The sequence below is a fragment of the Paraburkholderia sp. BL9I2N2 genome, assembly GCF_004339745.1.
Classification (GTDB): Bacteria; Pseudomonadota; Gammaproteobacteria; order Burkholderiales; family Burkholderiaceae; genus Paraburkholderia.
The window spans coordinates 37,262-63,800 of the sequence record NZ_SMGP01000005.1 but is presented as its reverse complement, the minus strand read 5'-3'; the positions used below and the strand labels follow the sequence as shown (position 1 = coordinate 63,800).

Annotated in this window: 27 protein-coding genes; 9 read left to right on the top strand and 18 right to left on the bottom strand. The window is 60.1% G+C overall.

All coding sequences use genetic code 11. The features are described 5' to 3' along the window. Positions 1 to 5: 5 nt before the first annotated feature. The 4 genes from B0G74_RS41990 to B0G74_RS41975 are packed head-to-tail and all read right to left on the bottom strand — an operon-like array spanning position 6 to position 4,724. Entirely contained in the window at positions 6 to 977 is a 972-nt protein-coding gene (locus B0G74_RS41990) for a chemotaxis protein CheX (protein ID WP_132383434.1), read from the bottom strand. Between the two features lie 37 nt (positions 978 to 1,014). Beyond that, positions 1,015 to 1,557, bottom strand: coding sequence for a hypothetical protein (locus B0G74_RS41985; RefSeq protein WP_132383432.1), 543 nt, complete (start codon positions 1,555 to 1,557; stop codon positions 1,015 to 1,017). Then, positions 1,554 to 2,288, bottom strand: coding sequence for a methyl-accepting chemotaxis protein (locus B0G74_RS41980; RefSeq protein ID WP_132383430.1), 735 nt, complete (start codon positions 2,286 to 2,288; stop codon positions 1,554 to 1,556). Before B0G74_RS41980 ends, B0G74_RS41985 begins: the two co-directional genes overlap by 4 nt. 45 nt (positions 2,289 to 2,333) lie before the next feature. Beyond that, positions 2,334 to 4,724, bottom strand: coding sequence for an ATP-binding protein (locus B0G74_RS41975; RefSeq protein ID WP_132383428.1), 2,391 nt, complete (start codon positions 4,722 to 4,724; stop codon positions 2,334 to 2,336). A 280-nt stretch (positions 4,725 to 5,004) separates the two neighbouring features. Between B0G74_RS41975 and B0G74_RS41970 the strand changes: the two genes are divergently transcribed. Then, positions 5,005 to 6,777 (top strand): phospholipase D-like domain-containing protein, encoded by a 1,773-nt coding sequence (locus tag B0G74_RS41970; RefSeq protein WP_132383985.1) that lies wholly within the window; start codon positions 5,005 to 5,007, stop codon positions 6,775 to 6,777. A 34-nt stretch (positions 6,778 to 6,811) separates the two neighbouring features. Here B0G74_RS41970 and B0G74_RS41965 read toward each other — a convergent pair whose 3' ends face one another. The 4 genes from B0G74_RS41965 to B0G74_RS41950 all read right to left on the bottom strand — a co-directional run bounded on the left by B0G74_RS41965 (position 6,812) and on the right by B0G74_RS41950 (position 8,987). Continuing rightward, positions 6,812 to 7,507, bottom strand: a complete 696-nt coding sequence (locus tag B0G74_RS41965; RefSeq protein WP_132383427.1) for a DNA alkylation repair protein — start codon at positions 7,505 to 7,507, stop codon at positions 6,812 to 6,814. After that, positions 7,504 to 7,680 (bottom strand): hypothetical protein, encoded by a 177-nt coding sequence (locus B0G74_RS41960; RefSeq protein ID WP_243658574.1) that lies wholly within the window; start codon positions 7,678 to 7,680, stop codon positions 7,504 to 7,506. Before B0G74_RS41960 ends, B0G74_RS41965 begins: the two co-directional genes overlap by 4 nt. Positions 7,681 to 7,851: 171 nt before the next feature. Next, on the bottom strand, positions 7,852 to 8,052 hold the full coding sequence (locus B0G74_RS41955; RefSeq protein ID WP_132383425.1) for a hypothetical protein: 201 nt from the start codon (positions 8,050 to 8,052) through the stop codon (positions 7,852 to 7,854). Between the two features lie 683 nt (positions 8,053 to 8,735). Next, positions 8,736 to 8,987 (bottom strand): hypothetical protein, encoded by a 252-nt coding sequence (locus B0G74_RS41950; RefSeq protein WP_132383423.1) that lies wholly within the window; start codon positions 8,985 to 8,987, stop codon positions 8,736 to 8,738. A gap of 342 nt (positions 8,988 to 9,329) precedes the next feature. Between B0G74_RS41950 and B0G74_RS47240 the strand changes: the two genes are divergently transcribed. Both B0G74_RS47240 and B0G74_RS41940 read left to right on the top strand, forming a co-directional pair. Further along, the gene (locus B0G74_RS47240; protein ID WP_132383422.1) at positions 9,330 to 9,605 is read left to right on the top strand and encodes a hypothetical protein; all 276 of its coding nucleotides are present in this window, start codon (positions 9,330 to 9,332) and stop codon (positions 9,603 to 9,605) included. 43 nt (positions 9,606 to 9,648) lie between these two features. Beyond that, positions 9,649 to 10,005: a superinfection immunity protein gene (locus B0G74_RS41940; protein WP_132383420.1), complete on the top strand. Its 357-nt coding sequence runs from the start codon at positions 9,649 to 9,651 to the stop codon at positions 10,003 to 10,005. A gap of 64 nt (positions 10,006 to 10,069) precedes the next feature. Here the strand turns inward: B0G74_RS41940 and B0G74_RS41935 are convergent, their stop codons facing one another. The 3 genes from B0G74_RS41935 to B0G74_RS41925 all read right to left on the bottom strand — a co-directional run bounded on the left by B0G74_RS41935 (position 10,070) and on the right by B0G74_RS41925 (position 11,960). Further along, on the bottom strand, positions 10,070 to 10,588 hold the full coding sequence (locus tag B0G74_RS41935; RefSeq protein ID WP_132383419.1) for a hypothetical protein: 519 nt from the start codon (positions 10,586 to 10,588) through the stop codon (positions 10,070 to 10,072). 213 nt (positions 10,589 to 10,801) lie between these two features. Further along, positions 10,802 to 11,281, bottom strand: a complete 480-nt coding sequence (locus tag B0G74_RS41930) for a nuclear transport factor 2 family protein (RefSeq protein WP_132383417.1) — start codon at positions 11,279 to 11,281, stop codon at positions 10,802 to 10,804. A 13-nt stretch (positions 11,282 to 11,294) separates the two neighbouring features. Next, entirely contained in the window at positions 11,295 to 11,960 is a 666-nt protein-coding gene (locus B0G74_RS41925) for a TetR/AcrR family transcriptional regulator (protein ID WP_132383416.1), read from the bottom strand. A 108-nt stretch (positions 11,961 to 12,068) separates the two neighbouring features. Here B0G74_RS41925 and B0G74_RS41920 point away from each other — a divergent pair, with 108 nt between their 5' ends. Then, positions 12,069 to 12,719 (top strand): YceI family protein, encoded by a 651-nt coding sequence (locus B0G74_RS41920; protein ID WP_132383414.1) that lies wholly within the window; start codon positions 12,069 to 12,071, stop codon positions 12,717 to 12,719. 81 nt (positions 12,720 to 12,800) lie between these two features. Here B0G74_RS41920 and tdh read toward each other — a convergent pair whose 3' ends face one another. Then, the gene (gene tdh / locus B0G74_RS41915; protein ID WP_132383412.1) at positions 12,801 to 13,832 is read right to left on the bottom strand and encodes an L-threonine 3-dehydrogenase; all 1,032 of its coding nucleotides are present in this window, start codon (positions 13,830 to 13,832) and stop codon (positions 12,801 to 12,803) included. A gap of 13 nt (positions 13,833 to 13,845) precedes the next feature. Beyond that, positions 13,846 to 15,045, bottom strand: coding sequence for a glycine C-acetyltransferase (locus B0G74_RS41910; protein ID WP_132383410.1), 1,200 nt, complete (start codon positions 15,043 to 15,045; stop codon positions 13,846 to 13,848). A 149-nt stretch (positions 15,046 to 15,194) separates the two neighbouring features. Between B0G74_RS41910 and B0G74_RS41905 the strand changes: the two genes are divergently transcribed. The 3 genes from B0G74_RS41905 (at position 15,195) to B0G74_RS41895 (ending at position 17,482) form a co-directional block, all read left to right on the top strand. After that, a complete protein-coding gene (locus tag B0G74_RS41905; protein WP_132383408.1) occupies positions 15,195 to 15,833 on the top strand; it encodes an XRE family transcriptional regulator in 639 nt (212 codons plus the stop codon). Positions 15,834 to 15,938: 105 nt separating this feature from the next. Next, positions 15,939 to 16,337, top strand: coding sequence for a DUF2471 family protein (locus B0G74_RS41900; protein ID WP_132383406.1), 399 nt, complete (start codon positions 15,939 to 15,941; stop codon positions 16,335 to 16,337). A 62-nt stretch (positions 16,338 to 16,399) separates the two neighbouring features. Next, positions 16,400 to 17,482, top strand: a complete 1,083-nt coding sequence (locus B0G74_RS41895) for a tyrosine-type recombinase/integrase (protein ID WP_132383404.1) — start codon at positions 16,400 to 16,402, stop codon at positions 17,480 to 17,482. A gap of 71 nt (positions 17,483 to 17,553) precedes the next feature. Here B0G74_RS41895 and B0G74_RS41890 read toward each other — a convergent pair whose 3' ends face one another. Next, entirely contained in the window at positions 17,554 to 18,759 is a 1,206-nt protein-coding gene (locus B0G74_RS41890; RefSeq protein ID WP_132383402.1) for a DNA-binding protein, read from the bottom strand. A gap of 2,093 nt (positions 18,760 to 20,852) precedes the next feature. Here B0G74_RS41890 and B0G74_RS41885 point away from each other — a divergent pair. Next, the gene (locus tag B0G74_RS41885) at positions 20,853 to 22,202 is read left to right on the top strand and encodes a replication initiation protein (protein ID WP_040124205.1); all 1,350 of its coding nucleotides are present in this window, start codon (positions 20,853 to 20,855) and stop codon (positions 22,200 to 22,202) included. A 62-nt stretch (positions 22,203 to 22,264) separates the two neighbouring features. Here the strand turns inward: B0G74_RS41885 and B0G74_RS41880 are convergent, their stop codons facing one another. Genes B0G74_RS41880 through B0G74_RS41870 form a run of 3 tightly spaced genes read right to left on the bottom strand, consistent with a single transcriptional unit; the run spans position 22,265 to position 24,370 of the window. Next, the gene (locus B0G74_RS41880) at positions 22,265 to 23,323 is read right to left on the bottom strand and encodes a ParB/RepB/Spo0J family partition protein (protein ID WP_132383400.1); all 1,059 of its coding nucleotides are present in this window, start codon (positions 23,321 to 23,323) and stop codon (positions 22,265 to 22,267) included. Between the two features lie 25 nt (positions 23,324 to 23,348). Next, positions 23,349 to 24,011, bottom strand: coding sequence for a ParA family partition ATPase (gene parA, locus B0G74_RS41875; protein WP_012428795.1), 663 nt, complete (start codon positions 24,009 to 24,011; stop codon positions 23,349 to 23,351). After that, complete coding sequence (locus B0G74_RS41870; protein ID WP_132383398.1) at positions 23,987 to 24,370, bottom strand: hypothetical protein; 384 nt, start codon at positions 24,368 to 24,370, stop codon at positions 23,987 to 23,989. The genes parA and B0G74_RS41870 overlap by 25 nt, the downstream gene beginning before the upstream one ends. Positions 24,371 to 25,055: 685 nt before the next feature. Here B0G74_RS41870 and arsC point away from each other — a divergent pair. Beyond that, positions 25,056 to 25,415, top strand: a complete 360-nt coding sequence (gene arsC, locus B0G74_RS41865; protein ID WP_132383396.1) for an arsenate reductase (glutaredoxin) — start codon at positions 25,056 to 25,058, stop codon at positions 25,413 to 25,415. 41 nt (positions 25,416 to 25,456) lie between these two features. On the opposite strand, the gene B0G74_RS41860 is transcribed toward arsC, so the two are convergent. Then, complete coding sequence (locus tag B0G74_RS41860; protein WP_132383394.1) at positions 25,457 to 26,443, bottom strand: sulfonate ABC transporter substrate-binding protein; 987 nt, start codon at positions 26,441 to 26,443, stop codon at positions 25,457 to 25,459. Positions 26,444 to 26,539 lie beyond the last annotated feature (96 nt).

Genomic DNA, 26,539 nt, shown 5'->3' with positions numbered 1-26,539 from the left:
AACACTCAGAACAGATCCAGTTCGCCTGCCTCGACCATTGCGCCGACGTCGTCCGTGACTTCCTTGAAGTCTTCCGGCGACCAGCTCAGGCTGAACACAAAACGTTGATGCAACTTGACCGCACGGCTCGACTGCGGATCCTTCAGCCAGTACGTGAAGCACAGTTGCGGATTGCCGCTGCCGAACGAGATGTACTTGTGCTTGTGATTCACCAGCAGCGGCACCTGCACCTGGCTGCGCGCCCACGCGTCCGCATCGCCAACATAGCGGTTCTTGAAGGAACCCCAGATCAGATTCGTCACTTCGCCGAGCACGCTGTTCAGGTCGCGGAAATCCGCTTCGCCGTGCCGCCCGTTGTCGATCATCTGATAACGATCGAGCAGTTCGAGGATCGGCGTCTCTTCGGCCTGCATCATCATGTAGCCGCGGCACCAGGCGCTTTCCAGCGGAATCAGGCTGAACACCTCGCCGAAGATGATGCGGTCGCGCACGATATACGGCGTGTCGCACGTGATGGTCAGGTCCTTGAACACGTCGCCGAGAATGGCCTGCGTCATGTCGGCGATGCCGCGCACTAGTGCGTTCGGATAATCCAGGCTGAAGATGTAGTCGTCGATCACCTGGCGCAGCGGCGCCATATCGTGCGCGACGTACGCGGCGCAGACCACGCGCCGCAGGCTCTCCGGCAAGCCGTCCATGGCTGGGTCGTTATCCCGGCGCATGATGATCGGCAACTCGGGGCGCACCGCGTTGATCCTGATCGCGATCTCGGCGCTCGCTTCCGGCGAGCCGCCGTAACTCTCGGCGAACAGCACCGCGCCCAGATCGATATTCGAGCGCAGCACCGACTGCAAGCGGTTCTTGCCGACTTTCACGCCGACCAGATTGTTCTCGTCGCAAAAGCGCTTCAGCGCCTCTTTGTGCGCCGGGCAGTCGTCCAGCACCAGCACTTTGCTGACCGGCTTGTTCATGTTCATGTCGCGTTCCTGCTCACAGCGGCTATCCATTTCACGGTCAGAACAACTCCAGCTCGCCGCTGGTTTCTTCGACAACGCTCGTATCGGCGACGAAGTCGAGCGGCGCATGCGCGCACACGCACACCGTCGCGGCAAACCGCACGCTGCAGTCGAGCGTGATCGCATACGACGACAACAGAGCCGGCTTCAGTTCATGCAGATGCGGCAGGCAACGCGCGTTCAGCACATAAGGCGTCGACATGCCGAGGTCGGGGAAGTAGCGCAGCAATTCCTGATTCATCGCCCCGCAACACAGGTTGCAGATTTCCAGAAAGACTTCCTGGAAGGACCGCTCGTCCGCCGTGTCTTTCAGGTAGTAGCCGCGTGTGGTGTCGTCTTCGTCGAAATGAAGAATCAGCAGCAGCCTGAATACGATCGACGAGATGGTCAGCACGACCACTTGCGTATCTTTGGATACGCCGACGCTGGCGTCCGCTATCGGCGCGATCTCGCACAGCTCGCCCGAATTCAGCGGCAAACGCGCCTGCGCGGCCTTGCGGAAAATGCGGTCGAAGCTGTCCTTGGCGTGGGCCGAGATCACACCGCCACCTCGTGCAGCTTCGAATGAAACTGATGGGCCAGCGACTCGACGCTAGCGAGCGATGCCGCGATCATCTTGCCGCCCGCCTGAATGTCCTGAAACGTGGACGTCGTGGTCAGGTCGTTGCGGTGCAAACTGTCGCGATAGCTCTTCGACAATTCTTCGGAACGCGCGGCGAGCGCGCGCACTTCGCTCGCCACCACCGCGAAGCCGCGTCCGGCAGGCCCCGCGCGTGCAGCTTCGATCGACGCGTTCAGCGACACGATCACCACGTGCCGCACAATCGACGACAGCTCCTGATTCTTCGCGTGCATGTCGTGGTTTTGCGTCATCAGCGAAATCATCTGTTCGTGCCAGCGCTCGAACGTCGCACCGAGACTCTTCAGACGCTCGGCTTCGCCGGCAATCTGCCGCGCCTGATGCGCCAATTGATCTTTGTCCTCGGCGGCCGCTTTCAATGAGGCGCGCAGTTCGTCGGCGCTTGCCGATTGCTGCATCAGGCCCTCGCGCAACTGCGTGGTCAAAGCGAGGAGTTCCTGCTCGACCTGCTCTCGCGCGCGAATGGCTGCGCCATGATCGGCCCGCTCAGCCTCGAGCCTGGAGATGCTGGCTTGCGCTTCAGCGCGCAGCCGTGCCGTCAGCTTCGAGCTGTGCAGCTTGTGCGCGGCAAATGCCAGCAGCGCGGTCACCGCGCTGCCTGCAGCCATCGCCAATACATACTGTTGAATCACAACCGTTCCCTTCGAATTCCGTCGCGACGTACGCCGATGCGGCGCTCAGTCCGCCATCGCGTCGAGTTGCAGTGCGCCGGCTTCGCCACGCGCGTCCAAGCCGAGCGTATCGACGGCAAGGCTGTCCGGCAGACAGACGATCGTCTGGAACTGACGGAACGCCGCGCCCTTGTGATCGTCGGTAAAGCGCAGTTCGATGCTGCCGTTCGCGCGCTTGAGGAAGTCGCGCACGGCGTCCATACCGACACCGCGGCCCGACAACTCCGTGACCGTCTCCGCGGTCGAGAAGCCTGGCCGGAAAATGAAATCGGCGATGGCTTCGTCGCTCAGCGTGTCGTCGCGGCCGATCCAGCCTCGCTCCATCGCGATGCCGCGAATGCGTTCGAGCGCGAGGCCGCGGCCGTCGTCGCTGAGCGTGATCTGCAGCGCGCCATTGTCCACGCCGACTTCGACAGCGATCGTGCCGGCTGGTGCTTTGCCGTGGGCGCTGCGCGCCTCGGCGGTTTCAATGCCGTGGTCCATCGAATTGCGCAACAGATGCATGAATACGTTGTTCAGCGTGCCGCCCACCTGACCACGCAGACGGTAGCCGTTATCGTCGATACGCACGGTCGGCGCGGGCTTGCCCAATTCGCTCGCGAGCGACGGCAGCGAGTCCAGCACGCCGGAGAGCGCGTCGCGCACGCTTTCGCTGCCCAGTGCGCTCAGCGTGCGGCGCAGCGCATCACGCATCGACTGAAGCTCATGCAGTTCGCCGGCGTTGGTCTGGTCCAGCATGCTCAGCGTGTGCTGGATATGTTCCTTAGCGACCATCACGTAGTGGCCGGAGTTGCCGGTGTCGTTCGGCTGGTTCTTGTTCTTGCGGCCGAGGCTCTGTTCATTGATCTTCGCGTAGCTGTCGATAGCTTCGCGCACGCGCGTCAGTTCGCGCATCAAGTGCTCCTGATCCCACGAACGATCCGCGTCCGGTTGGCGCAGCTCGTGATAGCTCTGCTCGGTTTCGTGCACGACGTTGGTCAGATGCTGCAGGTTGTAGGTCCGCGCATTGCCCTTGATGGTGTGCATGTTGCGGAACAGTTCGGCAATCGCCGCGTGATCCGCCTCCGAATGCTTGCGGATGATCCGCTCGTTCTCGCTGATGAAGCCCGCCGAGCTTTCGATGAAGTGGTGGAACTTCTCCTCGCTGACCGCGAGAATTTCGCCGATCATGTCGAGGCGGCGGCGTTGTTCGCTGGCTTCCGCCGCGAGCTTGCGCAATTCGGTCACGTCACGCACGCAGAGCATCAGGCGCACGATCACGTCGTTTTCATCGGTAATCGCCGACCAGCTCAAGTCGAGAATCTTCACGCGGCCGTCAGGCATGCGTTTGGAAATCTCGCCGACCAACAGATGCTGATTGAACTCGAAGTTGATGCAGTCTTCGCCAAGACACGCATGCGCGGCCGCATCCACTTGCGAGAGCGCGTCCGAACCGAGATCGGTATCCGCGAACACCAGATCCATCAAACCGCGCCCGGCGATATCCTTCGTTTCGAAGATGTCTTCCAGATACGCCGAGTACTCCGTGTGAATCACGGCGCCGTCGATCACGGTCAGAATGCCTTGCTGCATGTTCTGCAACATCGCCTGAATGTCGGCGGTTTTCTGCTTGAGTTGCGCCGAGCTTTCCTGAATTTTCTCGATCATGCCGTTGAAGGCGACGATCGAATGGCCGATCTCATCCAGGCGGCCCACCGGCACACGCCGCGCAAAGTCCTGGCTCGAGGCGATCTCGCTCATCATCGCCTGCATGCGGCTGAGCGGGCGCGTGATCTGACGGTAGAGCAGCGAGCCGATGGAAGTCAGCAGAATGATCGCGATGCCCGTGACAACGGCGATTGCCGTGGTCGTGGTCGAGAGCGTGGTGTTCAGCGTGCTGATCGCCTCGTCTTTCTCGCGATTCTTCTCGACACGCAAGGTTTCGACGATTCCTTCGAGTTCGTCGCGATACTGCGCGACATTGGCGAACAGATACGCCTGCGCGAGTTCGTTCTTACCGTCGGCCTTCATTTTGGCCGTCTCGGCGATCGCGGAGAAATAGTTTTCGAGGCTGTCGTTGGCCTGCGAGACGAGACCCTTCTGGGCGTGGCTCGCGGCATCTTTCGCTTGCAAGGCGAGCGCCTGTTGCAACGAGGCCCGCTTCTTCGTCAGGTCGTCCTGCGCCTGGGCAACCATGTTGGCGTCGGGCGCGTAGACCAGCGTCATCGTGGCGAGCTGCACATCCTTGACTTGCGACACGAGGTCGGCGGAAGCGAGCGCGCTGGGCACGACGCCTTCCGTGACCTTGCGCACCTCGGCGGCGCTGCCGCGCGTCTGGTAGACGGCGTAGCCGCCGATCGCCGATAAGGCGACGAACATCAAAACAACCAATAGCGTGATGCGATGACGAATAGTCATGTGAACCCCCCGGGGTCTGGCCTTCGCGTCAGCCCTCGTTGGGAGCAGCGCGTTTTATGCGAAATTTGGTCTGACTTGCAGCGCTGCGGAGTATTGCGCACGCATGTTACTAAGCGATGACCGCAGACTTTTAGAGCGCATTCAACGCGTTAAATATATTGCTAAAGTTTCCGAATAAAACGCCGTTAATCAATACCTTTTTTTGATTTCGCGTCTTGTCACCATTTCAACAAACTGCGCATCCAGACTAAAGCTCCATTCGACATCATGGAGCCAAATGATGAATGTAAGCGTGCGCAGCTATCTGTCCCCGACACTCGTCCTACTCGCTTTCGATTGGCCCGAAGGCGGCAAGCGCGAAGACTTCCTCGGTTTCGCCATCAAACGGACGCCGGGTTTTCTCGCCGCCGATGGACACGAACGCGAAGCCAGCAGTTGGCTCCCCAACCGGTTGACGTTCAAAGGCGTAGTGCCGGATACGCAGAAAGACGCGCCGACGAATGAGGCGCCCATTCAGAAATTCATGTGGTGGGATGCGCGAATCGATGAGGCGGATCGGGAAAAGTCGTTCACCTATCTCGTCTATCCGGTGATCGGCACGCCGGAAGCGCCGCAATTGCTCGACGCGCAAAAAGGCGAATGCAAGCTGACTTTGCCCGCGCATATGGAGGCGAACATCGGCTCGTGGTTCAACCGCGCCGTGGTCAGTTCGCAAGCGTTCGCGCGTAAAGTCAAGGCGCTGCATCTCGCGCCGAACGCAGCGCCTTCGGCGGAACAGGCATTGCGCCTGCGCACCTGGCTTGCAAACGACTTGCAGGAAGTGTTCGCGCTGACGCTCGATCACGCGCATCGCGCGGCATCGGCGGTGTACCACCTGACCGATCCGCTCTGGGCGATTCCCGCCTTCGAGGCTTTCGGCAAGAAGCAGGGCAAAGCATCGCTTGCCATTGTTTACGACTCGCACAAGGTGTCGCAGAAGGGCAAGCCACCGGCACCGTCGCCGAATCAACCCGCTGTCGACGAGCTCGCCGATGTCGCCACGTTCGCGCCGCGCGACAAGACGCACATCATGCACGACAAGTTCATCGTGGTGGACAACGGCAATGGCGAGGCGTCACCGGCGCGCGTACTGACGGGCTCGGCCAACTTCACCACCGAAGGCATCACCGAGCAGGCGAACGTGCTCCATCTGTTCGATTCGCCGGAACTGGCCACGCTGTACAGCGAACGCGCCAAGGCGCTCGCCGGCAATCCGAGCATTGCGGCGACGGCGAAGCTCACGCCGGGTTGGTCCGAGTCGATTCAGATCGGCAGCGCGAAAGTGCGGGTCTGTTTTTCGCCGGAAGCGAAGGACTCGCGTTTGCAGATCGACACGATCGTCGACGCGATCAACAAGGCGAAGCACTCCGTGGTGTTCTGCCTCTTCATGCCGACCGACGCGCCGCTGCGCGATGCCTGTTTCGCGGCCGGCGACAAAGGCCGGATGATGTTCGGCCTCGTCAACCACATCAGCCCGAAGTCGGCGGAGGCGGCAGAGGAGGCGGAGAAAAATGGGCAGATCGTCTCGACGACCGCGCTCGCCAACATGGAGCTATATCACCGCGGCCGGGACAAGCACGACGTGATCGACGCGGAGTATTTTTCACCGGCGACCGTGCCGGCAGGCTTCGAACCCGAGCTGCGCCTTTTTCCAGGCGAACACGCACCGAGCTACGCGCCGGTCATCATTCACCACAAGTTCCTGGTCATCGACGCAGAGGGCGCCAATCCGATTGTCTACACGGGCTCGGCGAATATGAGCAACAACTCGGAACATTTCAACGACGAGAACCTGCTGGAGATTCGCGACCGCCGCATCGCCGGCACGTATCTCGCGGAATTTCTGCGGCTCTACGAGCACTATCGGGCGCGTGCGTTGGCGATACGGCAAAAGAACGACGGCACGCATGAGCGTTTGATGCTGGCGCCGAATGGCTCGTGGGCGAAGAAGTATTTCGTTGCGGATAGTCCGGAAGACAAAGCGCGTGTTGCGCTCGCGCACGGCGGTGATTAGACCGCACGCGGGCGAACGTTACGCGATCGAAGCGTCAGCGAATCGGCGGAAGATGCTTCGACGCCTCGCGCAAGGTGAGCGGCGAGATAAGGTCTCGCGAGGCCGATAAAAAACCGCTCACCACGTCGGGCGCGTGCCGCGCGTAGTCGCGCAACGCCCAGCCGATCGCCTTACGGATAAAGAAGTCATTTTCCGCGGCGAGCGCCCGTGCGTAGCCGAAGAGGCGATCTTCGTCGGTATGCCCGCGCCAGCCGAGTTGATGAATCATCGCGATACGTCGCACCCACAGCGATTCGTGCTGAAGCGCGGCATCCATTACCGCCTGCGCCTGCGGCGTCCCGATTCGCGCCGCTTTCAGCACGTCGCCGACCACGGCCGCGAGCGGATCGATCGAATCCCACCACGAAGCATGCTGCGCGATGGCCAGCAAATGCGCGATGTCGGTGGTCGCAAGCGTCTTCCAGTTGCGCGCCAGCAGATCTGTCGCGACGTACTGGTATTCGCGCGCCGGCATCGTCCATAAGCGATTGGCGCACGCCAGCAAGTGATCGGCGTTCTCCACCGCCAGCCGCTTGAAAACGGGCGTTACCGCTTGCCGCCGCAGCGGCGTCGGCACACCGATGAAGTCGAACTGGTGACGCATATAGGCGCGCATGGCGAGCGCGCGGTCAGTGTCGGCGTGCGGGGCGAGCGCCGCCTTGATTTCTTTGGCGAAGGCGTTGGGCGTCATTGAAGAAAGCGCTCGACGTGAACTTCGTCGTGCCGGTAATCGGTGAAGTACGATTCGATGCCGGCCTCACCGAGCGCGCGCACCGCGGAGCCGAAGTCGATCGTGCCGTTGTGCGAGCACTGCGCGCGGTCTTCGGCAGCGCGACGGCCGGCTTTATCGAGCTTGGCGTGCATGGTGATTTCTAGCAAGGTTGGACGTCTAATCGCGGGAGGCATCAAAATGCGTTGAGCGAATGCTAGTTTCCCAAGAAATCGATGTCAAATTCATGCAGAGACGTGCTCGATAAGAACTCGGACCTCTGCTCCCGAATTCCCTCACCTTTGAGCGTGGCCAGTGTGTATCGATCAGGCTTGGGCCGCGTTGCCAGGAACGAAGATCGCACCATGAGGCCCATCGCCTCCACCGGGACCGCCGCCACCCTGGCCGCCGCCGGGGCCGCCGTGACCCGGACCGCCGCCGCCCCAACCCGGAGGCGGTCCCCACCAGCATCCGCTCAAGGTAGCGCTCAAGGCGGCCAGTGCCGCGATTGCCAATAACTTCTTCATGCTTTCTCCTTCGATGGGTCTATGGTCACGCCACGTCGTCGCTCGTGTTTGGAGCGGCGACGTTGCGTGTCATGCGCAACTTATCAACCGGCGAAAGATCATGTTTTACGAAGCGGTTACAGTTCGGCGATGAATGGCCGTTGCCGCGAAACGCGTGAGTGTGTGTGACGCCTTATAGCGTGGGTCACGTGGTTTTTCGCAGCGCTGCGCGGGCAAGCTGGCGCGTTCACGCTTTGTTTGTATATGGAAGAGGATGTAAGCAGATGAGCGGCATCGGCGCTGCGCCGATACGCTTCAAGGTGAGGTATTTGAGCGCTCGATGCTTCACCGTCCGTGCTATGAAGAGAACTCCCTGGAAATCCTCACCTTATCTCAGGTGCGGATTCAGCGCGGCGTTGACTCACCTCCTGGAATCGCTCACCTTTGCCGGGTGATCTCCTGGAACGGCTCACCTTGCCGTCTCTTGTTTGTGGTTAAGGTGCTGTTCCGGCTCCTGGGACGCCTCACCTCTCGGCAAGTTTGAGCTGTCTGTCTCCTGGAAAGCTTCACCGTTGACCGTGATGAGCGTCATCTCCTGGAATTCCTCACCTTTGATCGTGGCGATGTCATCTCCTGGAATTCCTCACTATTTATCGGTGCGGCGCTATCTCCTGGAATTCCTCACCATCCTGGAACGGCTCACCTCAACGAGCCACCCTATCGGCAAGCCAAACGACTGCTTTGATTGCCGCGCCGAGCGCTTCCTCCTTCGAAGGAAACACAGCGCCCGAATAGTATTGGACCGGCGTCCAGGCTCCGCCGTCTTCGACATCGCGACGAAATTCTTCGAATCCGTACGTGCCGTCCGAACGTAGGAACAGGTCCACGCATCGGTTGTGCTCATCGTTTTCGATGCTGTCGAACACCAGCGAAGACTTGTCGATACGTGATGACATTTCGGATCTCCACTCGCAGGTCGGGCCTGCACTGCGCGGTTGTCACAACTTGTCCGTCAACGATGCTAGCACCGCGGGCGAATCCATGTTTTCGCCCTTTGGTTCGTCCTGAACGCGAATTTTTGGTCACCCGCAGGCTGTTCGTAATCGGCCTTTCTCAGCACGGTGATGCCCGGAAACCCGCCATGGGCCGCACTCCGCTTCATTGTTTGGTTTGCAGCAACTGTGATTTCACGCTATTGGCATAGAAAAAAGATAGGCGCCGTCTAAAGTACATCTTGTCAACGGCGCGGGTCTCACTCGACCCGCGGTGCTCCTAAAAAATCGCATTGGAGATTCATCATGAAAAGCAAACTTCTTGCAGCCTTGCTCGTCGCAGCTACTACCGCTTTCGCTGCTCCCGCATTTGCCAGTGGGTATGGTCCGGCACCTTCGTATCGCCCGTCGGTTGGCGCCCCGGCGTCGCAGCGCGGCCAGAGCGCACAAACGGTCGCAGTCGAACGCAGCAATGCGGTCGGTTCGGTCAATGATTCGTACGGTGGCGTAGTTGGGTCGTCTTCGGAATCCGGCAGCCGTCAACCCGACCAGTCTCTTGGTCGCTTGTACTCCGGTCACTAATCTGAAAGTCGTGCGCGTACCGAGGCTGTAGCGAGGTGTTGAAATGTTGAAGATTATCGAAGGTGCGGTGGTTCTGGGTGCGCTGATGCTGTATCTGGCGCCCGCAATGATTGCGGACGCCAGAGAACGCAAAGACGCCTTTGCGGTGACCATGGTGAACGTCTTGCTCGGATGGACGGTGATCGGTTGGTTTGCAGCGCTGATCTGGGCGCGGCATCCTGTGAGCGATCGGCGCCTGAAGCACTTCGCGAAGCGAGCACACCGTGCAGTGGCACGAGTCACCATCGATGCAATCGTCGCTCGAGCTGAATGTCGTGGTAGCTCGATCCCGGCGTTCAACCCTCGTTTGGTGCCGATAGTTGCACGTATTGCTGCAAGCAGTAATCGACAGAAAATGTAATTCGGGCTGCTGGTTGCCCGGTGCCTTCGGATGATTGCAAGCTATCTGGATATCGATAGTTTGCTTAGAACTTCACCTTCAATTGAAACCCAATGGTGAACGGAAGATTATCGGAAGGGATCGGCGGAATCACGATGAAGTTCGCGCCCACACGCTTGTATTCGACCATGACGATCGGCGCGACCACCGGCCCGATCGTATGGTCGTGGCCCAAGCCCCAGTTGCCGTAGTTATAGCCCGAGATGATCCCGCCGATCGCCGCGATCCGCACGATGCCCCAGTGCGCGAACTCCGGCGCCCACACCCCGCCGCCATAGTAGGAAGGCCGGCGCAGCGAGTTGCGAAAGCCACCGGCAGTCAACGCCCATTGGTTATTGAGCCAGCATTCGACGCCGAGACCCGGATTGAACTGCTCGAAATGCGTGTTTGGATCAGGGTTGATGTGATACGAACCCAGCATGGCGTCGACCCATACGCCGCCCTCGCACCAATTGCCCGCATGGGCGGCCGACGCAGCGGCGAGGCTGGCAACGAGCGCCACTGCGGTACGTCGGATATTCTTGTTGATCTGCCGAAAATGCATGTCCTCTCCGCCACCGGTCGAGCGCCGGCGTCATCTATGTTCCGGGTATGCTTGCATGCCGTCCGTCGCGCACTGTACCTCAAGCCGCACAGGCGATGTTGAGGACACGCTCGGGCGCGCGGGCACAACACGTGCCCGGCCGCGCAGACATAACAGTAACGGAGAACCGATGGCAGAGCGGTGAACGCGCAGCACGCGTTCACCTGCGCCAGGTCAGAGACCGAGATCGGACAGACTGGGATGGTCGTCGGGGCGGCGGCCGAGCGGCCAGTGGTAAAGACGGTCCGCTTCGCGAATCGGCATATCGTTGATGCTGGCGTGACGGTGCGCCATCAGTCCGTGCTCGTCGAATTCCCAGTTCTCGTTGCCGTACGAGCGGAACCAGTTGTTCGAATCGTCGTGCCATTCATAGGCAAAGCGCACGGCGATGCGGTTATCCGTAAATGCCCACAGTTCCTTGATCAAACGGTAGTCGAGTTCTCTCGCCCATTTGCGGCGCAACAGGCCGACGATCTCCGCGCGACCATGCGTGAACTCGGCGCGGTTGCGCCACACGCTATCCACCGTGTAGGCGAGCGACACGCGCTCGGGGTCGCGGGTATTCCAGCCGTCTTCCGCGGCGCGCACTTTCTGGATTGCGGTTTCGCGTGTGAAGGGCGGCAGCGGCGGGCGGGTTTCAATCGAGTCGGCCATGGTAATTCCTCAGTCAGGTTGCGGTTCGCCGGGATGGCGGTCGTTTGCTTGGCGGGATGCCTGGCTCGCCCGCGCACTCCGCGTCGAGCAGGACTTGGGCTGCAGCTTGCGCGTCGAGGGCGGCATCGGGCTCGCCGCTCACCAGCGCCACGGCAATGGCGCCGTCGAGCAAGATCAGCCATTGACGCGACAAGCGCGCCGTGCGACGGGCGTCGATGTCCGACTCCGCCGCGAATGCATCACATTCGGTTTGCACGAACGCCAGCAGGCGTTCCTTGTGATGGCGCGCGACGATCCGGATCGGGTCGTCCGCGGAGGCAATCTCACCGGATGCGTTCAGAAATGCGCAACCGTGAAAATCCTCCGATGCAAACCATTCGCGCAGCACCTCGAACATGCCGAGCAGGCGTTTGCGCGCCGTCTTGCCATGCCGTTGCGTGCCCGCGATAAACCAGTTCATCCAGCGTTCGTCGCGCCGGTCGAGCGCGGCCGCCACGAGCGCATCTTTCGATTCGAAATGCGTGTAAAAGCTTTTGCGCGCCGTGCCGGACTGCTTGACGATCGCGTCCACGCCGGTTGCGTGAATGCCGCCGGCGTAGATCAACGCTTCAGCCGCGTCCAGCAGCCGCTCGCGCGCGCTGCCGGGTGCGACTGGTTCAGTGTGAGTTTCGGTAGCCATGGACGAAGGGTAGAACGATCATTCTCCCTCGTCAAGTCTTTTGCGTTTTTGCAGGTTGGGTGCGCGAACTGTTATCTTGAGCACGATCGGTCAACGGGAACGAACTTCATGAGTACACTGACTCTCCGCGCCACCTTCATGCGCGCCCTGCTCAGCGCAACACTACTGACGGCGGTGGCCTGCACGCCCGTGCAAGTGCTCACGCACACGGTCAGCCAGAACGAAACACGCGTGCCGCCCGGCCGCTACGAAATCGATCCGGATCATTGCAGCATTACCTTCGACATCGATCATTTCAAGTATTCACGCTTCACGGCGCGCTTCGATCGCAAGAAGGGCGAACTCGACTGGAACGAAGGCGGTCTGGACAAGAGCACGACGTCGGTGACGATCGACGCCGCGAGCATCGATACGAATGTGCCTTTGCTCGACAAAATGGTGAAGAGCGCCAACATGCTCGACGTGGAGCGCTATCCGGAGATTCGCTTCGTCAGCACGCGTTTTGAGCGCACGGGCGAATCGCGCGGCACGTTGACCGGCGATCTGACGATTCATGGCGTCACACAACCGGTCACGCTCGACGTCACCTTCAATGGTTTTGCCCCCGATCCGCTCACGAAGAAAGACACGCTCGGCTTTTCGGCCGAGGGGCATTTCAGTCGCGCGAAGTTCGGCCTGGCGACGTGGTATCCGGCCGTCGGCGACGATATTCATGTGCGCATTCAGGCCGAGTTCGTTAAAACGCCCGCAGGCGGGTGAGCGCGGTGCGGGCGTTGGTCCAAGCGTTTTTTTGCTGCACGCTGAGACTGCAAGCGTGGCCGTGCGTCGGCGCGTGTTAACTCACGCGGCCGTCCAGTCGAGAATCACCTTGCCGCTTTCGCCAGAGAGCATCGTGGCGAACGCTTCCTGATAGTCGTCGACCTTGAAATGGTGCGTGAGGATCGGCGAGAGATCCAGGCCGCTTTGCAGCATCGCGACCATCTTGTACCAGGTCTCGAACATCTCGCGTCCGTAAATGCCCTTGATTTCAAGGCCTTTGAAGATGACCTGAGTCCAGTCGATCGCGGTCTGCGCGGGCGGAATGCCGAGCAGCGCGATCTTGCCGCCGTGGTTCATCGCTTCGAGCATGCCGGTGAAGGCGCTCGGCACACCGGACATTTCCAGCCCGACGTCGAAACCTTCGGTCATGTGCAGGTCCGCCATCACGTCGCGCAACGATTCGCGCGAGACGTTGACCGCACGCGTCGCGCCCATCTTGCGCGCGAGTTCGAGGCGATAGTCGTTGACGTCGGTGATCACGACATTGCGCGCGCCCACGTGTTTCGCGATCGCCACCGCCATGATGCCGATGGGTCCAGCGCCGGTAATCAACACGTCTTCGCCGACCAGATTGAACGACAGCGCAGTGTGCGTGGCGTTGCCGAACGGGTCGAAAATCGCGGCGAGGTCGTCGGAAATCTCGGGCGGAATCTTGAATGCGTTGAATGCCGGAATCACCAGATACTCGGCAAACGCGCCTTCACGATTCACGCCGACGCCCACCGTATTGCGGCACAAATGCCGGCGGCCCGCGCGACAATTGCGGCAGAAGCCACAGGTGATATGTCCTTCGCCCGACACGCGATCGCCGATCGCAAAGCCGCGCACTTCCTGGCCCATTTCGACGATTTCGCCCACGTATTCGTGGCCGACATGCATCGGCACGGGAATCGTTTTTTGCGCCCAGTCGTCCCACTTCCAGATGTGAATATCGGTGCCGCAAATCGCGGTGCGCGTGATGCGGATCATCACGTCGTTGTGGCCGACTTCGGGTTTCTTGACGTCCGTGAGCGTGAGGCCGGGAGCGCGTTCGAGTTTTGCCAATGCTTTCATGTGCGCCTCCGTATTAGATGACACCGAGTTCACGGCCGACGCGCGCGAATGCATCCACCGCGCGGTCGATCTGTTCGGGCGTGTGCGCGGCGCTCATCTGCGTGCGAATGCGTGCGCGGCCTTTCGGCACGACCGGGAACGAGAAGCCGATCACGTACACGCCTTCCTTCAGGAGTGCATCGGCCATTTTCGAAGCGAGCTGCGCGTCGCCGAGCATGACAGGAATGATCGGATGTTCGCCGGGCACGAGCGTGAAACCGAGCGCACTCATCTTGCTGCGGAAGTGCGCGCCGTTTTCGCGCACACGCGCGCGCAATTGCGCGCCTTCTTCGCTCGCCAGCAGTTCGAGTACTTTCAGCGAAGCGGCGGCGATGCTCGGCGTCAGCGTGTTCGAGAACAGATAGGGACGCGAGCGCTGACGCAGCAACTCCACGATCTCCTTGCGCGCGGCCACGTAACCGCCCGATGCGCCGCCCAGCGCCTTACCCAGCGTGCCGGTGATGATGTCGATGCGCGACAGCACGCCACAATGTTCCGGCGTGCCGCGCCCGTGTTCGCCGACAAAACCCACGGCGTGCGAGTCGTCGACCATCACGAGCGCGCCGTAACGGTCGGCCAGATCGCAGATGCCGGCGAGGTCGGCGATGATGCCGTCCATGGAGAACACGCCGTCGGTCGCGATCAGTTTGAAGCGCGCGCCGGCGGCCTCCGCTTCGATCAGCTTCGCTTCGAGATCGGCGAGGTCGTTGTTCTTGTAGCGAAAGCGCTTCGCCTTCGACAGCCGCACGCCGTCGATGATGCTCGCGTGGTTCAGTTCGTCGCTGATGATCGCGTCGTTTTCGTCGAGCAGCGTTTCGAACAGGCCGCCGTTCGCATCGAAGCAGCTGGAATAGAGGATGCAATCGTCGGTTTGCAGAAACGCGGCGAGCGCGTGTTCCAGATCCTTGTGCACGGTTTGCGTGCCGCAGATGAAGCGCACGGACGCCATGCCGAAGCCGTCGTTGTCGAGACCTTGCTTGGCGGCCTCGATCAGGCGTGCGTCGCCGGCGAGGCCGAGGTAGTTGTTGGCGCAGAAGTTCAGCACGTCCGTCCCGTTAGCCAGACGAATGTCGGCCGATTGCGGGCTGGCGATCACGCGCTCGTTCTTGTAAAAGCCGTCAGCGCGAATCTGCTCGAGGGTGCCGCGCAAATGGGCGAGGTAAAGGTCACGCATGAACCAGACTCCTGAAAAGGGTGATAGCGCCCGTGTCAGCGTGTTCGGCATGTGCGACCACGAGGCGGCCTGTTATAGTCGGCTGTCAGTTTTATCGGATTTTTTCGTTTTTCCGAACTAAAATCCGGTATGTCGAACAACTCTAAACGATGGGTCAGGAAATGGCAAGTTCGGGTATCCGCCGCGCCGCGGCCAACGCGGCGCCCATCCCAGGCGCAACTTCGGTCCCGGCAGTCGCGGCGCCGCCGCGCGTCGGCGAACAGATTCAGCGTTTGCGCGCCGAACGGCGCATGACGCTCGACGATCTGTCGCGTGCGGCCGGCGTGTCGAAATCGATGCTCTCGGAGATTGAGCGCGACAAGGCCAATCCGACCATCGCGGTCGCCTGGCGGCTGACCAATGCGCTCGGCGTCAGCCTCGATTCGCTCTTCGCGCCACAAAAGACGCCGGAAGCGATCGCTGTCTCCGGGCCGCACGAGATTCCCACTTTGAGCGGGCACGACGCCAAGTATCAATTGCGAGTGTGGGGGCCAATCGAGCTGGCCGGCAAGTTCGAGTGGTACGAATTGACGCTGCAGCCAAGTGGGGCGCTGGTGTCGAACGCGCACGAACCCGGCACGCGCGAGCATCTGACCGTGCTGCAAGGATCGATCGAAATCGAGGCGGCCGGCGCGACGAAACGGCTCAAGGCGGCGGACACCGCGCGTTATGTCGCCGACGAGCCGCACGCGATCCGCAACGCCGGCAAGGGCGAGGCGAAGGCGCTGCTGGTGGTGATTCACGGCTGATGTTCCGGCGCACCGTGGCTAGTTGTTGGCGGAATCGGGACTTCGCCCGAGGTTGCATCCGACACTGTATATTTGTACAGTACAGGGTATCGACTGGAGCCGATCATGAACAAGCTGACAACCGACTCGACCGACCACGCTCTGGCCGCGCTGCGCTATCAAACCGCAGCGCGTGATCTCGAACACATCGTCCGCAATATTGCTGCGCGCTACATCGTGCAACAGGTGCCGCTCACCTGGCGTTTGCTGCATGCCATCGAAGCCGAAGCGCTGGCTGACCTCGGCTTCGCCAGCCGGCACGACGCGGTGATGCTGGGTCTTTTTCAACGACCGTCCGATTTGCCGTATCCGGAAACGGACGAGGCGGTGGACTTCGGCACGTCCACGGCACTGCCGGCGGTGTTCGCGTTCGCGGTCAGTGCTTATGAAGAAGCGGCACGGCGGGCTGCGCAGCCGTCGTCCGAGAACGCGCCTTTGAAACACGCGCGCGCTTGGGGCGACTGAATCCGGGCTGCATTTCCATCCGTTGCCACCTACAATGGGTGCAACTAACGGAAGAATAACCCATGTCACCTCCTCACCTGACCGACCCGGTCCCGCGTCCAGCGCCGTCCACGGATCTCTTCGATCAGCAACGTGAAGACTGGCGCCGCGACCCGCAAATCGCGTTCGACGCATGGCTAGCCAAACAACATTTCCGCCGTTCTTCCGCTGAAGTCTACCAGGCGCAGTGGGGGCTTTTTCTCGATTGGCTGAGCGCGCGTCAAAAGAGTCTGGTCACGGTCGAAGCTCACACGATTGCCGAATTCGTCACCGGACTCGACGTCAAAAAGACTCAACGTGTACGGTATTTGCGGCTGATCGAGCGAGTGCTCGATCATGTGCGCGAGATCGAATCCGCTTCGACCAATCCGGCGCGCTTCATTGCTCAGGATGGCGAAGCAGCGTGGCGAAACGCACGCGATAACGAGCCGACCGGCTTTCTCAACCACGCCGAACGAACCGCATTGATCGCGCATCTGTTTTCGCCGTTGCCGGATTTGTCTGCGGCGCAACGTTGGCGGGAGCGGCGCGACCGCGCTTTGATTGCCGTGTTTTTAGGCGGCGGATTGAAAACGGGCGAGGCTGCTTCGCTTACGGTTAGTTGCGTGAATGTGGGATCGCCTTGGGTAACAATCGAGTCGGCCAATCCGATGCTGACGCGGCGCACCCGGCTCGCACCTTTCGCCGCCGCGATTCTCGACGCGTGGCTCGCCGAACGGCGTCTGTCGGAATTGGCGGGTAATCTGGTTTTTCCCGCATCGCCTTCCGGACGTCCGATGCATAAAGCCACCATGCTGCGCGCGGTCGACGCCTTGATCGACGGTGCCGGGATCGCCGAGTCGCGAGCGTCGCGAGCCAGTCCGCAAACATTGCGCAACACGTTTGCGGCCGATCTGTTCGAAAGCGGGGTCGAGGCGGAACTGGTCGGGCAGTGGCTCGGGTTCGTGCAGGCGGTGTCGGCGAACCGTCTGCATCGCGCGTGGCAAAACTGGATGGATCAGCAAGATTCTCCTGCCGCAGAGGTGCCGGATCCGGCCGTTCCGCCGCTGCCAGCACCTAGGCGTGATGGGCGTTTGACAAGGAAAAGGGGAGACGCCGAGTCCTGAAACTCCTCACCTTTCGAGTCCCGAATTTCCTCACCTTTGCCAATTTGTCCGTTATTGCACCGCGTCAAACGTCACGCCGACGCCGCAATCGGGTCGCTCGACAGAAACCGGCTAACCGCCTCCAGCCTTGATTTGCCGAGACCCGACGAGTGATCGCACTCCGGACATTGCAGTTCGAAGCGGTGATCCACTTGCGACAGTTCCGGCTCACCTTCCTCACATTTTGGGCACCGCAGCGGCAGGGCGACATGACCATCCGCCGCCGTGCCGATCACCCTTAATTCGTCACCCGTCAACCGGCCAGCTTCGACCAGCGAGCAGAGCAGACTCGCGATCGCCGGATCGATACCTTGCTGACCGCGCAGGACGGCGACCTCTTTCGTGAGCGAGTCTACTTCGTCGGATTGCTCGCGCAACTGAGCGTCGAGCCGGTCGCCGCGCGCCTTGGCCGCGGCGATTTGCTGAATAAACTCAAATTCTTTGCGGCTCGCTTCGCGCACCCCGGACTGATAAGTGCCCGCCATGCTGCGCAAGGAGTCGAGCTCGACCAGCATCGGCTTGACGCGCCGCTCGGCTTCGGCGACGGCGTCCTTGATCTGCTGCGCATAGTGTTCAGTGCTTTGGCGCAATTCGACGTGCAATGCGTCGATCCGGTCCCGGAGCGTTGCATTGGTCGCGAGTTCGGTGTCGAGCCGTTGACGAAGCGCTTCATTTTCGTGATCGAGTCGGCGCACCGTTGCCTGTAAACCCTCCTGGTGAGCATTGCCGTGTGTGGTTGTGCTCGACAACTCGGTTTCGAGCGCGCGAACACGTTCCCAGGCGGCCTCCGCTCGCAATTCGCTGCGCTTGATCGCGTCTTCCGATGCTTGCTGACGAATTTCCGCTTCTCGAGCGCGCTGGTCGGCGGCGGTGATCTGCGCGCGAATTTCCTCGCGCTCGTCGTCGAGCGTTGTGCGTGCATGAGCGACGGCTTCTTCGAAAAGTACGCCCAGCAATTCGCCGGCACGGTCTTCGAGTGCTTTCGGAATAGCGCCGGCGCCAACTTTCACGCGCGACACACTTCGGATGCGCTCCCAGAAGTGGTCGATGTCCTTAGGAATGTCGCTCGCGCTGCCGGTCTGGGTCAGATCACGAACGGTGGCCATGGAGGGCCGGATTCCCAGATCAAAAAACAGTCGCTTGCATGCATGCAGCGAAAGTTCTTGTCGCCGTGCCCCGTTGGCTCGCAGAGCTTCAAGCTCGTTCCGAATGGATTGCCGTTCCTGATCCAGATTCATGTATACCTCGATGTCGCTCGAATTGGATGAATCATAACAATTTACGTACTGTTTGCTACGCATTTGTTGGGCTGGGACATGGATTCGAGAAAAGGCGTGTTTTGTTGCTAGAAGTGAGTCGGCGGATTTGCGCTAGCTGATTTTTTCCGTGAAACAAAACGAAGAATAGCCAATAAGGTCTTGTAAAGAAAGAGCTTTTAAAGATTTTACAGCGATCGTGCACTGTTTCACGAGCGCTTCATCAAGGCTACTTTGGTTGGAAGGCTTTGTCCGAAGGACACGCGGGGAAATGCTAGAGAGTAATAAAAGTAAACACCTTTGAACCCATGTTAAAAACGTTAACGCCATGGCAAAGCCTTATCTGGCAAGGGTTCCAGCCCGGTAAGGTGAAGCTTTGCGGGAGAGGTGGTGAGGTCTTGCGGGAATGTCGAGTGATGAGGTTCGGGGGCCTCGGTGAGCGGGTCCGGGACAGAACGTGAGCGGGTTCAGGAGCCACCCCAAAAGTGCGGTGTGACCAAAGGTGAGATTTTGCAGGACCTGAATGACGTGGATCGCCCGGCAGCGCTCGAAAGTCTGTTCGAGAGTTGACCAGGGCGAAGGTGAGCGCTTTCGGGATGAATTCGTCCGCCCAATTTCGGCCTTATTTTGAGCTCGTTAACCCCATTGGTGAGTCAAGTCGGGAGAAAACGCGAACCGAAGGTGAGATTTTACGGGGGAGGGGTGGCATTTTTGCCTTATTTCTGTGCATTCCGGTGCCTAAGGTGAGAGTTTTCGGGAGCGAGGCTGCTTTTCGGGCTGAATCCAAAGTCGACGGCGATGAGTCGGCCGATCGCTGCCTGCCAACGGTGAGGAAATTCGGGAGGTCGGGTTTTGTGGCATGCGTCGTCCATGAAATGCACCTGGTTTGGATCAAAGGTGAGGTTTTTCAGGAGTCGTTTGGGTGCTCGGCGATCGTTAAGGTGAGGAAATACAGGACCAAAATGGCTTCCATCGCCCGGAAAAGCCCTACCGACGCTGCCGAAGTCGTTTGCGTTTTACGGTCGCTGAAATCGAAAGGTGAGATTTTTCAGGACGGCGACGGCCGGGATCAAAAATTCCGGAATTCACCGAAATCGGCTATGAGGTGAGGTTTTACGGGAGCGTTCACAGATGACGCGGCTAAAGTGAAATCTATAAGATTATGAAATCATTGAGTATTTTTGATTGATTTCGCAAAGGTGAGGTTTTTCGGGGGCTCTTTTTTCAGGTGGTTGGGGACCCTCAAATAGCCCTAAGGTGAGGTTTTTCGGGACCGTTTTTCCGTGCTTTGGGAGTTCAACACGCCTGAAGGCCGCGTCGTTCCAAGCATGCCGCTAGCATTAAGGTGAGCTTTTTCGGGGGCTTCGAGAGTGTTGATCCGAACCCAGCGAGTCAGGGCGTCTTGGTCGACCACTGCCTATAACGGTTGCACAAGTGGCAGTGGCATCAATGCACGAAGCTCCGGCGGTGCCGATCTGGGCCGGGTGCACGGTTGGAAAGCTTGCGACGCCTGCGGCGAGATCCGGCCGTGGGGCTGCTGCATCGCGTGAATGCATGGGCAGAGCTGCGTGCAGGGCGGGTCAAGAAGGCCGGCGACAGGCTTGTAGCGGTGCTCGGCGCGCTCTTCGCGCAGCGGAGCACGCATGCGGAGGCGTTGCTTGTTAGGGTGGCGTCGATTCGACCGCTTGGCTTGCCAGCGTCGCACGCTTTGCGCCGGCAGCCCTCCCCTGCTGGCCAAATATTGCTCGAAGCTTGTTCACCGACTTCGTAGACCGCAAGTGCACCGGGTCGGCGGGCAACCCGTCAAAATTCTCGAATTTTTTTGAGGTGAGAACATTCGGGATCAGATGGCTTCGGTTCGCGCCCGCTGCGGAAATGGTCCGAATTTGCCAGGCCCGCGACCTGCAAGGATGGCCCGAACCTGGCGCGAAACGGCTGAGGTGAGGGTTTTCGGGAGTTGCTCGAGGTGAGTCGCGCCTCGTAAACTCGCTTCACCCGCAACGGTGAGATCCACGCTATAGACGCGTATCACCGCAGCCGGTATGCTCTCGCCAAATCCCTCCTCGACCAGACGCATGGCCACGAAGCGCGCGAAGAAGACCGACGTAGTCAGCCCGAGCTCGGCCGAATTGCGCAAAGCCGTCGAGGCGATCGCGATTCAGCCTAAAAGCGGCAAAATCACGCTCCTTACCCGCAAACTGTTCAACGTGCTCCTCGCCGTGGCTCAGCAAGCGGACGAATCCGGCGACACGTATCGGGCCTTGCTGTCCGATATCGTCGCGAACTCCGCGTTTGATTCCAACGACACCGCGCTCGTCAAGGAGCACTTGCGGCGCATGGTGTCGGTGCAGGTCGAATGGAGCACCGGCACGTCCAGTCAGAAGCCGGGGCGGAAATGGGGTATTTCCACGCTGATTGCCGACGCCGAAATTCTCGAAGACCCCACCACCCGCCGTGTCTGGGTGGAATTCTCATTTGCGCCGAAGATCAAGAAGAAGCTGCTCGATCCGGTTCAGTATGCCCGCTTGAGTCTCCAGTTCCAGAGCCAGTTGCGCAGTAGCGCGGGTCTCGCGCTGTACGAGATTTGCGTGCGCTACCTGACCAACCCGAGCCATCTGACGATGCGCGAGACGTGGGAGTGGTGGCGCCCTATCCTCTCCGGCACGCCGGACACGGAAGCGGGCGATGAAGCGAAGCGCGAGTACAAATACTTCAAACGTGATTACTTGCGCCCGGCCATCGCCGAGGTCAACGCCGTTACGAACATCTTCGTCGAACTGATCGAGCACCGGGAAGGACGCCGGGTCGCCGAGATACAGTTTCGCGTGACCGAACGCAAGCAGCCGATGCTCGCGCTCGACGAACATCCGAACGTGTTCGACAGTACGCTGGTCGACCGGATGGTGAAGATCGGCATCCCGCTGAAAGAAGCGCAAACGCTCTACGCCGACAGCGAAGAAAATCGCATTCGCGCCGCGCTGCAGATGACCGAGCAACGCATGCGCAGCACGTCGTTGCCGCCGGTGCGCAGTGCGCCCGCGTTGTTCAAGGACGCATTGAAGAAAGGTTACGCGCCGCCGGTCGAAGCGTTGCCGTCGAGTGGTGGCGGCAAGGCTGCGGTTGCTGCGCCGGCCGACGACCTCAAGGCGCGTCTGCTCGGCGAGTACTCGGCGTATCGCCGCAAGGAAGCGCGCGAGTTGTACGACGAACAAGGTGAGTCCGAGCGGGAGATCGCGCGGCAGTCGTTTGAAGAAGATGAATTGCCGGGACTTGGCACGCACATGCGCGACGACTGGCGCCGCCGAGGGCTGGATTCGAAGATTGTCGAAACGGCATTCTTCGATTGGCTGGCTCGCAAGACCTGGGGCGAGCCGACTGACGGTGACCTGCTAGCCTTCACGCTGAGCCAATCGCGCGCGGCGTAATCATCTAGCGAGCGGGGCGCGGCTCCTGGCTGCCGCGTGCCCCATCTCTGTACTAGTCTTTCTTACTTCAACATCTTTTCAATCTGGCGAAGGATGTCGTCGCGCTTTTCACGCGTGAGCCCCTTCAGACGCAGTTCGATTCGATCATCGCCGTACGATTTGAGATCGCCGACCGACACACCGTCGAGTTTGATTTCCAGACGTTGCGCATAGCGTTGCCGGCCCGCTGGTTTGGTGCTTTCCTGAGCGCTCGCCCTGCCCTTGACGATGTCTGCGACTTGCCGCGTACTCAGATCGTCCGAGAGGATCTTGTTGATCAGACGCAGCGTTGCATCGGCGCCGCGGGCAGTGTGATAACGCCCCACCTGATACGCCATGTTCGAGCCGAAGCGGTCTGGTCGCGCGACCATCTCGTGCATGACGACCTCAGGCAATTTGGCAATCGACAAGGCGACTGCAACGGTCGACTCGTCTAGCCCCAGGTGTTCGGCGAGTTCCTTCTGACTCTGGAAATGCCGGTCGTCGAGAAAGCGTTTCCATACGACCGCGTTGTCGAACACCGTCTGCGAATCGCGCTGGACGTTGAGGTCGTAACCGAGCTTGTAGCTCTGGATACCGATCGGCAGATCGATGACGATCGCCTTCACTGATTCCTTGTTTGCTTCTTTCAGGGCCCGCACGCGTCGTCCGCCATCGCTGACGTAGTAGGTGCCGGGATTGTCGTAATCCGGGATGACGTGAATCGCCTGCTGCTGCCCCTGCTTTGCCAGATTGACAGCGAGTTCGGCAATCGACGACTTCAGATAGAAGTGCCGCGGATTGAACGGGCTCGGCTTGATCGTCTTAAGCGCCAGCTCGATGACCTGGCCTGGCCGGTAGCCGTGCTCGTTGCGCCAGGTGCGGTAGGCCGCCGATTCATTGGCTGTGTCAACAGCGTCGACTTCGGCAACGCTCTGCGATGTCATGACGGGCGCGAGGGTACGCCCCGCCGCCTCGCTATTCTTCGGGTCATTCTTGACCAGTCCGTCGATAGCGTTCAGGCGATCGAGCGCGGTTCGCTTTTCGCTGCTGGTCGAATCAGGACGTGCTTGAAAGCCTTTGGCGAATTGGGAGGGTTTCATTCAGGGTCCTTTATGCGCATAAATTTCACGGGAGCAAGGCGGCGATCTCATTCGCGCATGCCCGTACTTCGATGGCGGCCAGCTTGGCGCCGCGATCATTCATCTGAAGCACTGTTTGCCCTAACGCCATAGCCTGCTTGTAGGCCTCGCGAGTCGGGATCTGTGTTTTGAGCAGCGGGAACCCGAGCTCTTCCAACGCACGCTTCAGTTCACGCGTCAGCATCCGTTTCTCTTCGGTCTTATTGAGCAGGAAGACGGCACGGAGGTCTTCGTTCATGACCTGAGCCTGCTGGACAAGCTTCACCAGTCCGATACTCGACCAGTAGTCCGCGGGCGATGAGGATGTCGGGATCACCGCGACGCTCGCAGCGAGAAGGACGACGCCGGAGACTTTCTCGGTGATAGACGGCGGGCAGTCGACGACGATGATGTCGTAGTCAGACACGAACTTCTTGATCTCGCGATGGATCTGGCTGCCTGCTTCGGAGAGGTTGACGACTGGAAAGGGGATACCGGTGTCGCCGTCTGATGATGCACTGGCCCAGTGGATCAGCGTGTTTTGACCGTCTGCGTCTACGACGAGGACGCGTTTGCCTTTCTCATGAAATGCAGCGCCGAGGTGCATCGCGATTGTGCTCTTCCCGACCCCGCCCTTCTGCTGAGTTACCGCGATGATTTCAGCTGCCAATCTTCACCTCCTCTTTTTAGACGCAAATGGATTTTACCTGGATGAATTCGTATTTCAATCGTTTTTGTGTAAACACGAGAAGGATTAGCCGTTCGGATAGGTTTATGCGCATAAAGGATGGAGGCGCGGTGATGGGCGGCGCTGTTGAGGTTGAGAGAGGGTGCTGGGGCGATGTGCCGGCTGACCGGTTTGGCCTGCATGGCGCCAATTCGATTGCGCTCGCGCCGTGTTCGGATCGCTGTATTCATCAACGCGAGCGTTGTCGGCAACGTGACATGCGCTGCCGATGAACCCGTGATAGGTCGCCGGAACTGGCCGCGAGATTTATGCGCATAAAGCCCCGCAGCGGGCTTTGCCATGACCGTGATTTGCTAGAGAGAGCCGGCCCGCAGTTCAATGCGTTGCCACGATGATCGGTGCAACGAACTACACGAGTAGCCGAGTAGCGTAGGCACCAGCTACACCCACGAGCACCGAGGACGGTTGTGCACAGCATGCGCAGATCGAAGGCTGCGCCGCTTGAGAAATCCGACCATCGCGGAAGTCGGTAGGACAGTTTATGCGCATAAACTGCGAAATTGAGCAATTACAAACAGGGGGGCGCCGTTCACCACTTAGCTCCGTTTAGCCGAGCCATTTGCCCGCAAGTCGCACTAGCCGGGAGTTCATGGATCGTATGGCGTTCGGAAACTCGCCAAATCGCATTCACGCGCCGCAGGGGAGGTAATCTACAAAGACCTAGCATGGCCTGCCGCGCCCGATACCATTTCGCAGACGCAATGAACTCGGAAGTGAAGCGAACAGAAAAATACCTCTTCACGCGAAAGCCTAGCCGAACGTGACCATCACGCACGTCACGCGATTACGGTTATGTCTCGCCTTTCCTCTCCGAAGCCACATCCACTGCCTGCTTATCTCGCGACCTCGCCAATTCAAAAATCTCTACAGCACCGCCTCGCTCCGCCTTCTCCCCACCCGCTAAAATCCCATCCAACGTGCGCCATGCACAAGCATCCCGCAACCACCCACACCACCCCAAAACCCATGATCACGATCTACCACAACCCCCGTTGCTCAAAATCACGCGCCGCATGCGAGCTAATCACCACCACCTACAACAGCGCAAACGAAGCGACAGAAATTGTCGAGTACCTGAGGCATCCGCTCACGGTCGAACAGCTCAAGCGACTGAACGCACAACTAGGCTGCACAGTCCGCGAAATGATTCGTGACAACGAAGCCGAATACAAGGAACTGCAACTCGCCGACACCTCCTTGACTGACTCTCAGTTATACGAAGCATTGGAGAAACATCCGATCCTTCTGCAACGGCCGATCGTCGTGCGAAACGGGCGTGCGGTAATCGGCCGCCCGCCGGAAAACGTCGCCGCACTGTTCGCCTGAATGGCGTAGCAAGGCCAGCAAATCGAAGCTACGCCTGCAGACTAGACCTTGCTACCAGGCAACGCCGCATCCTTGGTAACGATCTTCGTCGGGATGATGCGCAGCTCGCTGAAGGTATCAGCGATACGTTGCTGTTCCGCGAGCACATTGGCATCGACAGGTTTATACACGTGCGCATAGTGCCGCAAGCCCGCTTCGATCACGCCGGCGTCGAGCCCCTGAATCGGCGCGAGTTGCGCGGCAGCCTCGCTGTAATGCTCCCGCACCCACGCGCCTTCTTTGCCCACTTCGTCCATCGTGATCGCGAGCACATCGGCGTCCTGTTGCGCGAACTGTCGCGCGCTCAGGAAGAACTGGTGATGGCTCACAATGCCGTCGGCATCCGCCAGCAAGCGCGCATTCGACTGCCGCTTCGCCGCTTCGAGGAACGGATCCCAGATCGCCCACGCATCGATCGCGCCGCGTTCGAAGGCGGCGCGCGCATCGGCGGGCGCCAGATAGACTGGCTGAATCTCGCTGTACTTCACGCCGCTTTTCTGCAGCGCGGCGACCAGAAACCAGTGAACATCCGAGCCTTTGTTGAAGGCGATTTTCTTGCCCTTCAGATCGGCCAGCGTTTTAATCGGCGCATCCTGATGCACGAGGATGCCTTCGGCATGCGGCGTCGGGATCTCATAGGCAACGTAGACGAAGTTCGCGCCGGCGGCCTGCGCGAACACGGGCGGCGCCTCGCCGACATAGCCAAAGTCGATGGCGCCGACATTCAGTCCTTCGAGCAACTGCGGCCCCGCAGGAAACTCGGTCCATTTGACGGTGATGCCCAGCGGCGCGAGCCGTTTTTCGAGCGTACCGTGCGCCTTCAGCAACACGAGCGTATTGGCGGCTTTCTGATAACCGATGCGGAATTCCTTGGCGTGCGCCTCGGCGGCAAAAGCGGACGCGGAAATGACGGGCAGCGTGGCGGCAGCGAGCGTTGCGCTCACGCCGGCAATGAACGCGCGGCGCGTGAGCAGCGGATGACGTGACATAACAGGGCTCGTAAAAAAGACGGACGCAAAACGGACCGATTGGCTCCGACGATAATTCGTCTGCAAGCCTGGACGAACCGATAAATTCGCATAAGC

Coding starts and splice junctions, on each gene's coding strand:
- B0G74_RS41905 (WP_132383408.1), top strand. CDS start 15,195: ATGGGTCAGGAAATGGCAAGTTCGGGTATCCGCCGCGCCGCGGCCAAC.
- B0G74_RS47240 (WP_132383422.1), top strand. CDS start 9,330: ATGAAAAGCAAACTTCTTGCAGCCTTGCTCGTCGCAGCTACTACCGCT.
- B0G74_RS41900 (WP_132383406.1), top strand. CDS start 15,939: ATGAACAAGCTGACAACCGACTCGACCGACCACGCTCTGGCCGCGCTG.
- B0G74_RS41960 (WP_243658574.1), bottom strand. CDS start 7,680: ATGCACGCCAAGCTCGATAAAGCCGGCCGTCGCGCTGCCGAAGACCGC.
- B0G74_RS41950 (WP_132383423.1), bottom strand. CDS start 8,987: ATGTCATCACGTATCGACAAGTCTTCGCTGGTGTTCGACAGCATCGAA.
- B0G74_RS41895 (WP_132383404.1), top strand. CDS start 16,400: ATGTCACCTCCTCACCTGACCGACCCGGTCCCGCGTCCAGCGCCGTCC.
- B0G74_RS41885 (WP_040124205.1), top strand. CDS start 20,853: ATGGCCACGAAGCGCGCGAAGAAGACCGACGTAGTCAGCCCGAGCTCG.
- B0G74_RS41880 (WP_132383400.1), bottom strand. CDS start 23,323: ATGAAACCCTCCCAATTCGCCAAAGGCTTTCAAGCACGTCCTGATTCG.
- B0G74_RS41930 (WP_132383417.1), bottom strand. CDS start 11,281: ATGGCCGACTCGATTGAAACCCGCCCGCCGCTGCCGCCCTTCACACGC.
- B0G74_RS41990 (WP_132383434.1), bottom strand. CDS start 977: ATGAACATGAACAAGCCGGTCAGCAAAGTGCTGGTGCTGGACGACTGC.
- arsC (WP_132383396.1), top strand. CDS start 25,056: ATGATCACGATCTACCACAACCCCCGTTGCTCAAAATCACGCGCCGCA.
- B0G74_RS41870 (WP_132383398.1), bottom strand. CDS start 24,370: ATGGCAAAGCCCGCTGCGGGGCTTTATGCGCATAAATCTCGCGGCCAG.
- B0G74_RS41965 (WP_132383427.1), bottom strand. CDS start 7,507: ATGACGCCCAACGCCTTCGCCAAAGAAATCAAGGCGGCGCTCGCCCCG.
- B0G74_RS41970 (WP_132383985.1), top strand. CDS start 5,005: ATGAATGTAAGCGTGCGCAGCTATCTGTCCCCGACACTCGTCCTACTC.
- B0G74_RS41925 (WP_132383416.1), bottom strand. CDS start 11,960: ATGGCTACCGAAACTCACACTGAACCAGTCGCACCCGGCAGCGCGCGC.
- B0G74_RS41860 (WP_132383394.1), bottom strand. CDS start 26,443: ATGTCACGTCATCCGCTGCTCACGCGCCGCGCGTTCATTGCCGGCGTG.
- B0G74_RS41890 (WP_132383402.1), bottom strand. CDS start 18,759: ATGAATCTGGATCAGGAACGGCAATCCATTCGGAACGAGCTTGAAGCT.
- B0G74_RS41910 (WP_132383410.1), bottom strand. CDS start 15,045: ATGCGTGACCTTTACCTCGCCCATTTGCGCGGCACCCTCGAGCAGATT.
- B0G74_RS41935 (WP_132383419.1), bottom strand. CDS start 10,588: ATGCATTTTCGGCAGATCAACAAGAATATCCGACGTACCGCAGTGGCG.
- B0G74_RS41940 (WP_132383420.1), top strand. CDS start 9,649: ATGTTGAAGATTATCGAAGGTGCGGTGGTTCTGGGTGCGCTGATGCTG.
- tdh (WP_132383412.1), bottom strand. CDS start 13,832: ATGAAAGCATTGGCAAAACTCGAACGCGCTCCCGGCCTCACGCTCACG.
- B0G74_RS41920 (WP_132383414.1), top strand. CDS start 12,069: ATGAGTACACTGACTCTCCGCGCCACCTTCATGCGCGCCCTGCTCAGC.
- B0G74_RS41955 (WP_132383425.1), bottom strand. CDS start 8,052: ATGAAGAAGTTATTGGCAATCGCGGCACTGGCCGCCTTGAGCGCTACC.
- B0G74_RS41975 (WP_132383428.1), bottom strand. CDS start 4,724: ATGACTATTCGTCATCGCATCACGCTATTGGTTGTTTTGATGTTCGTC.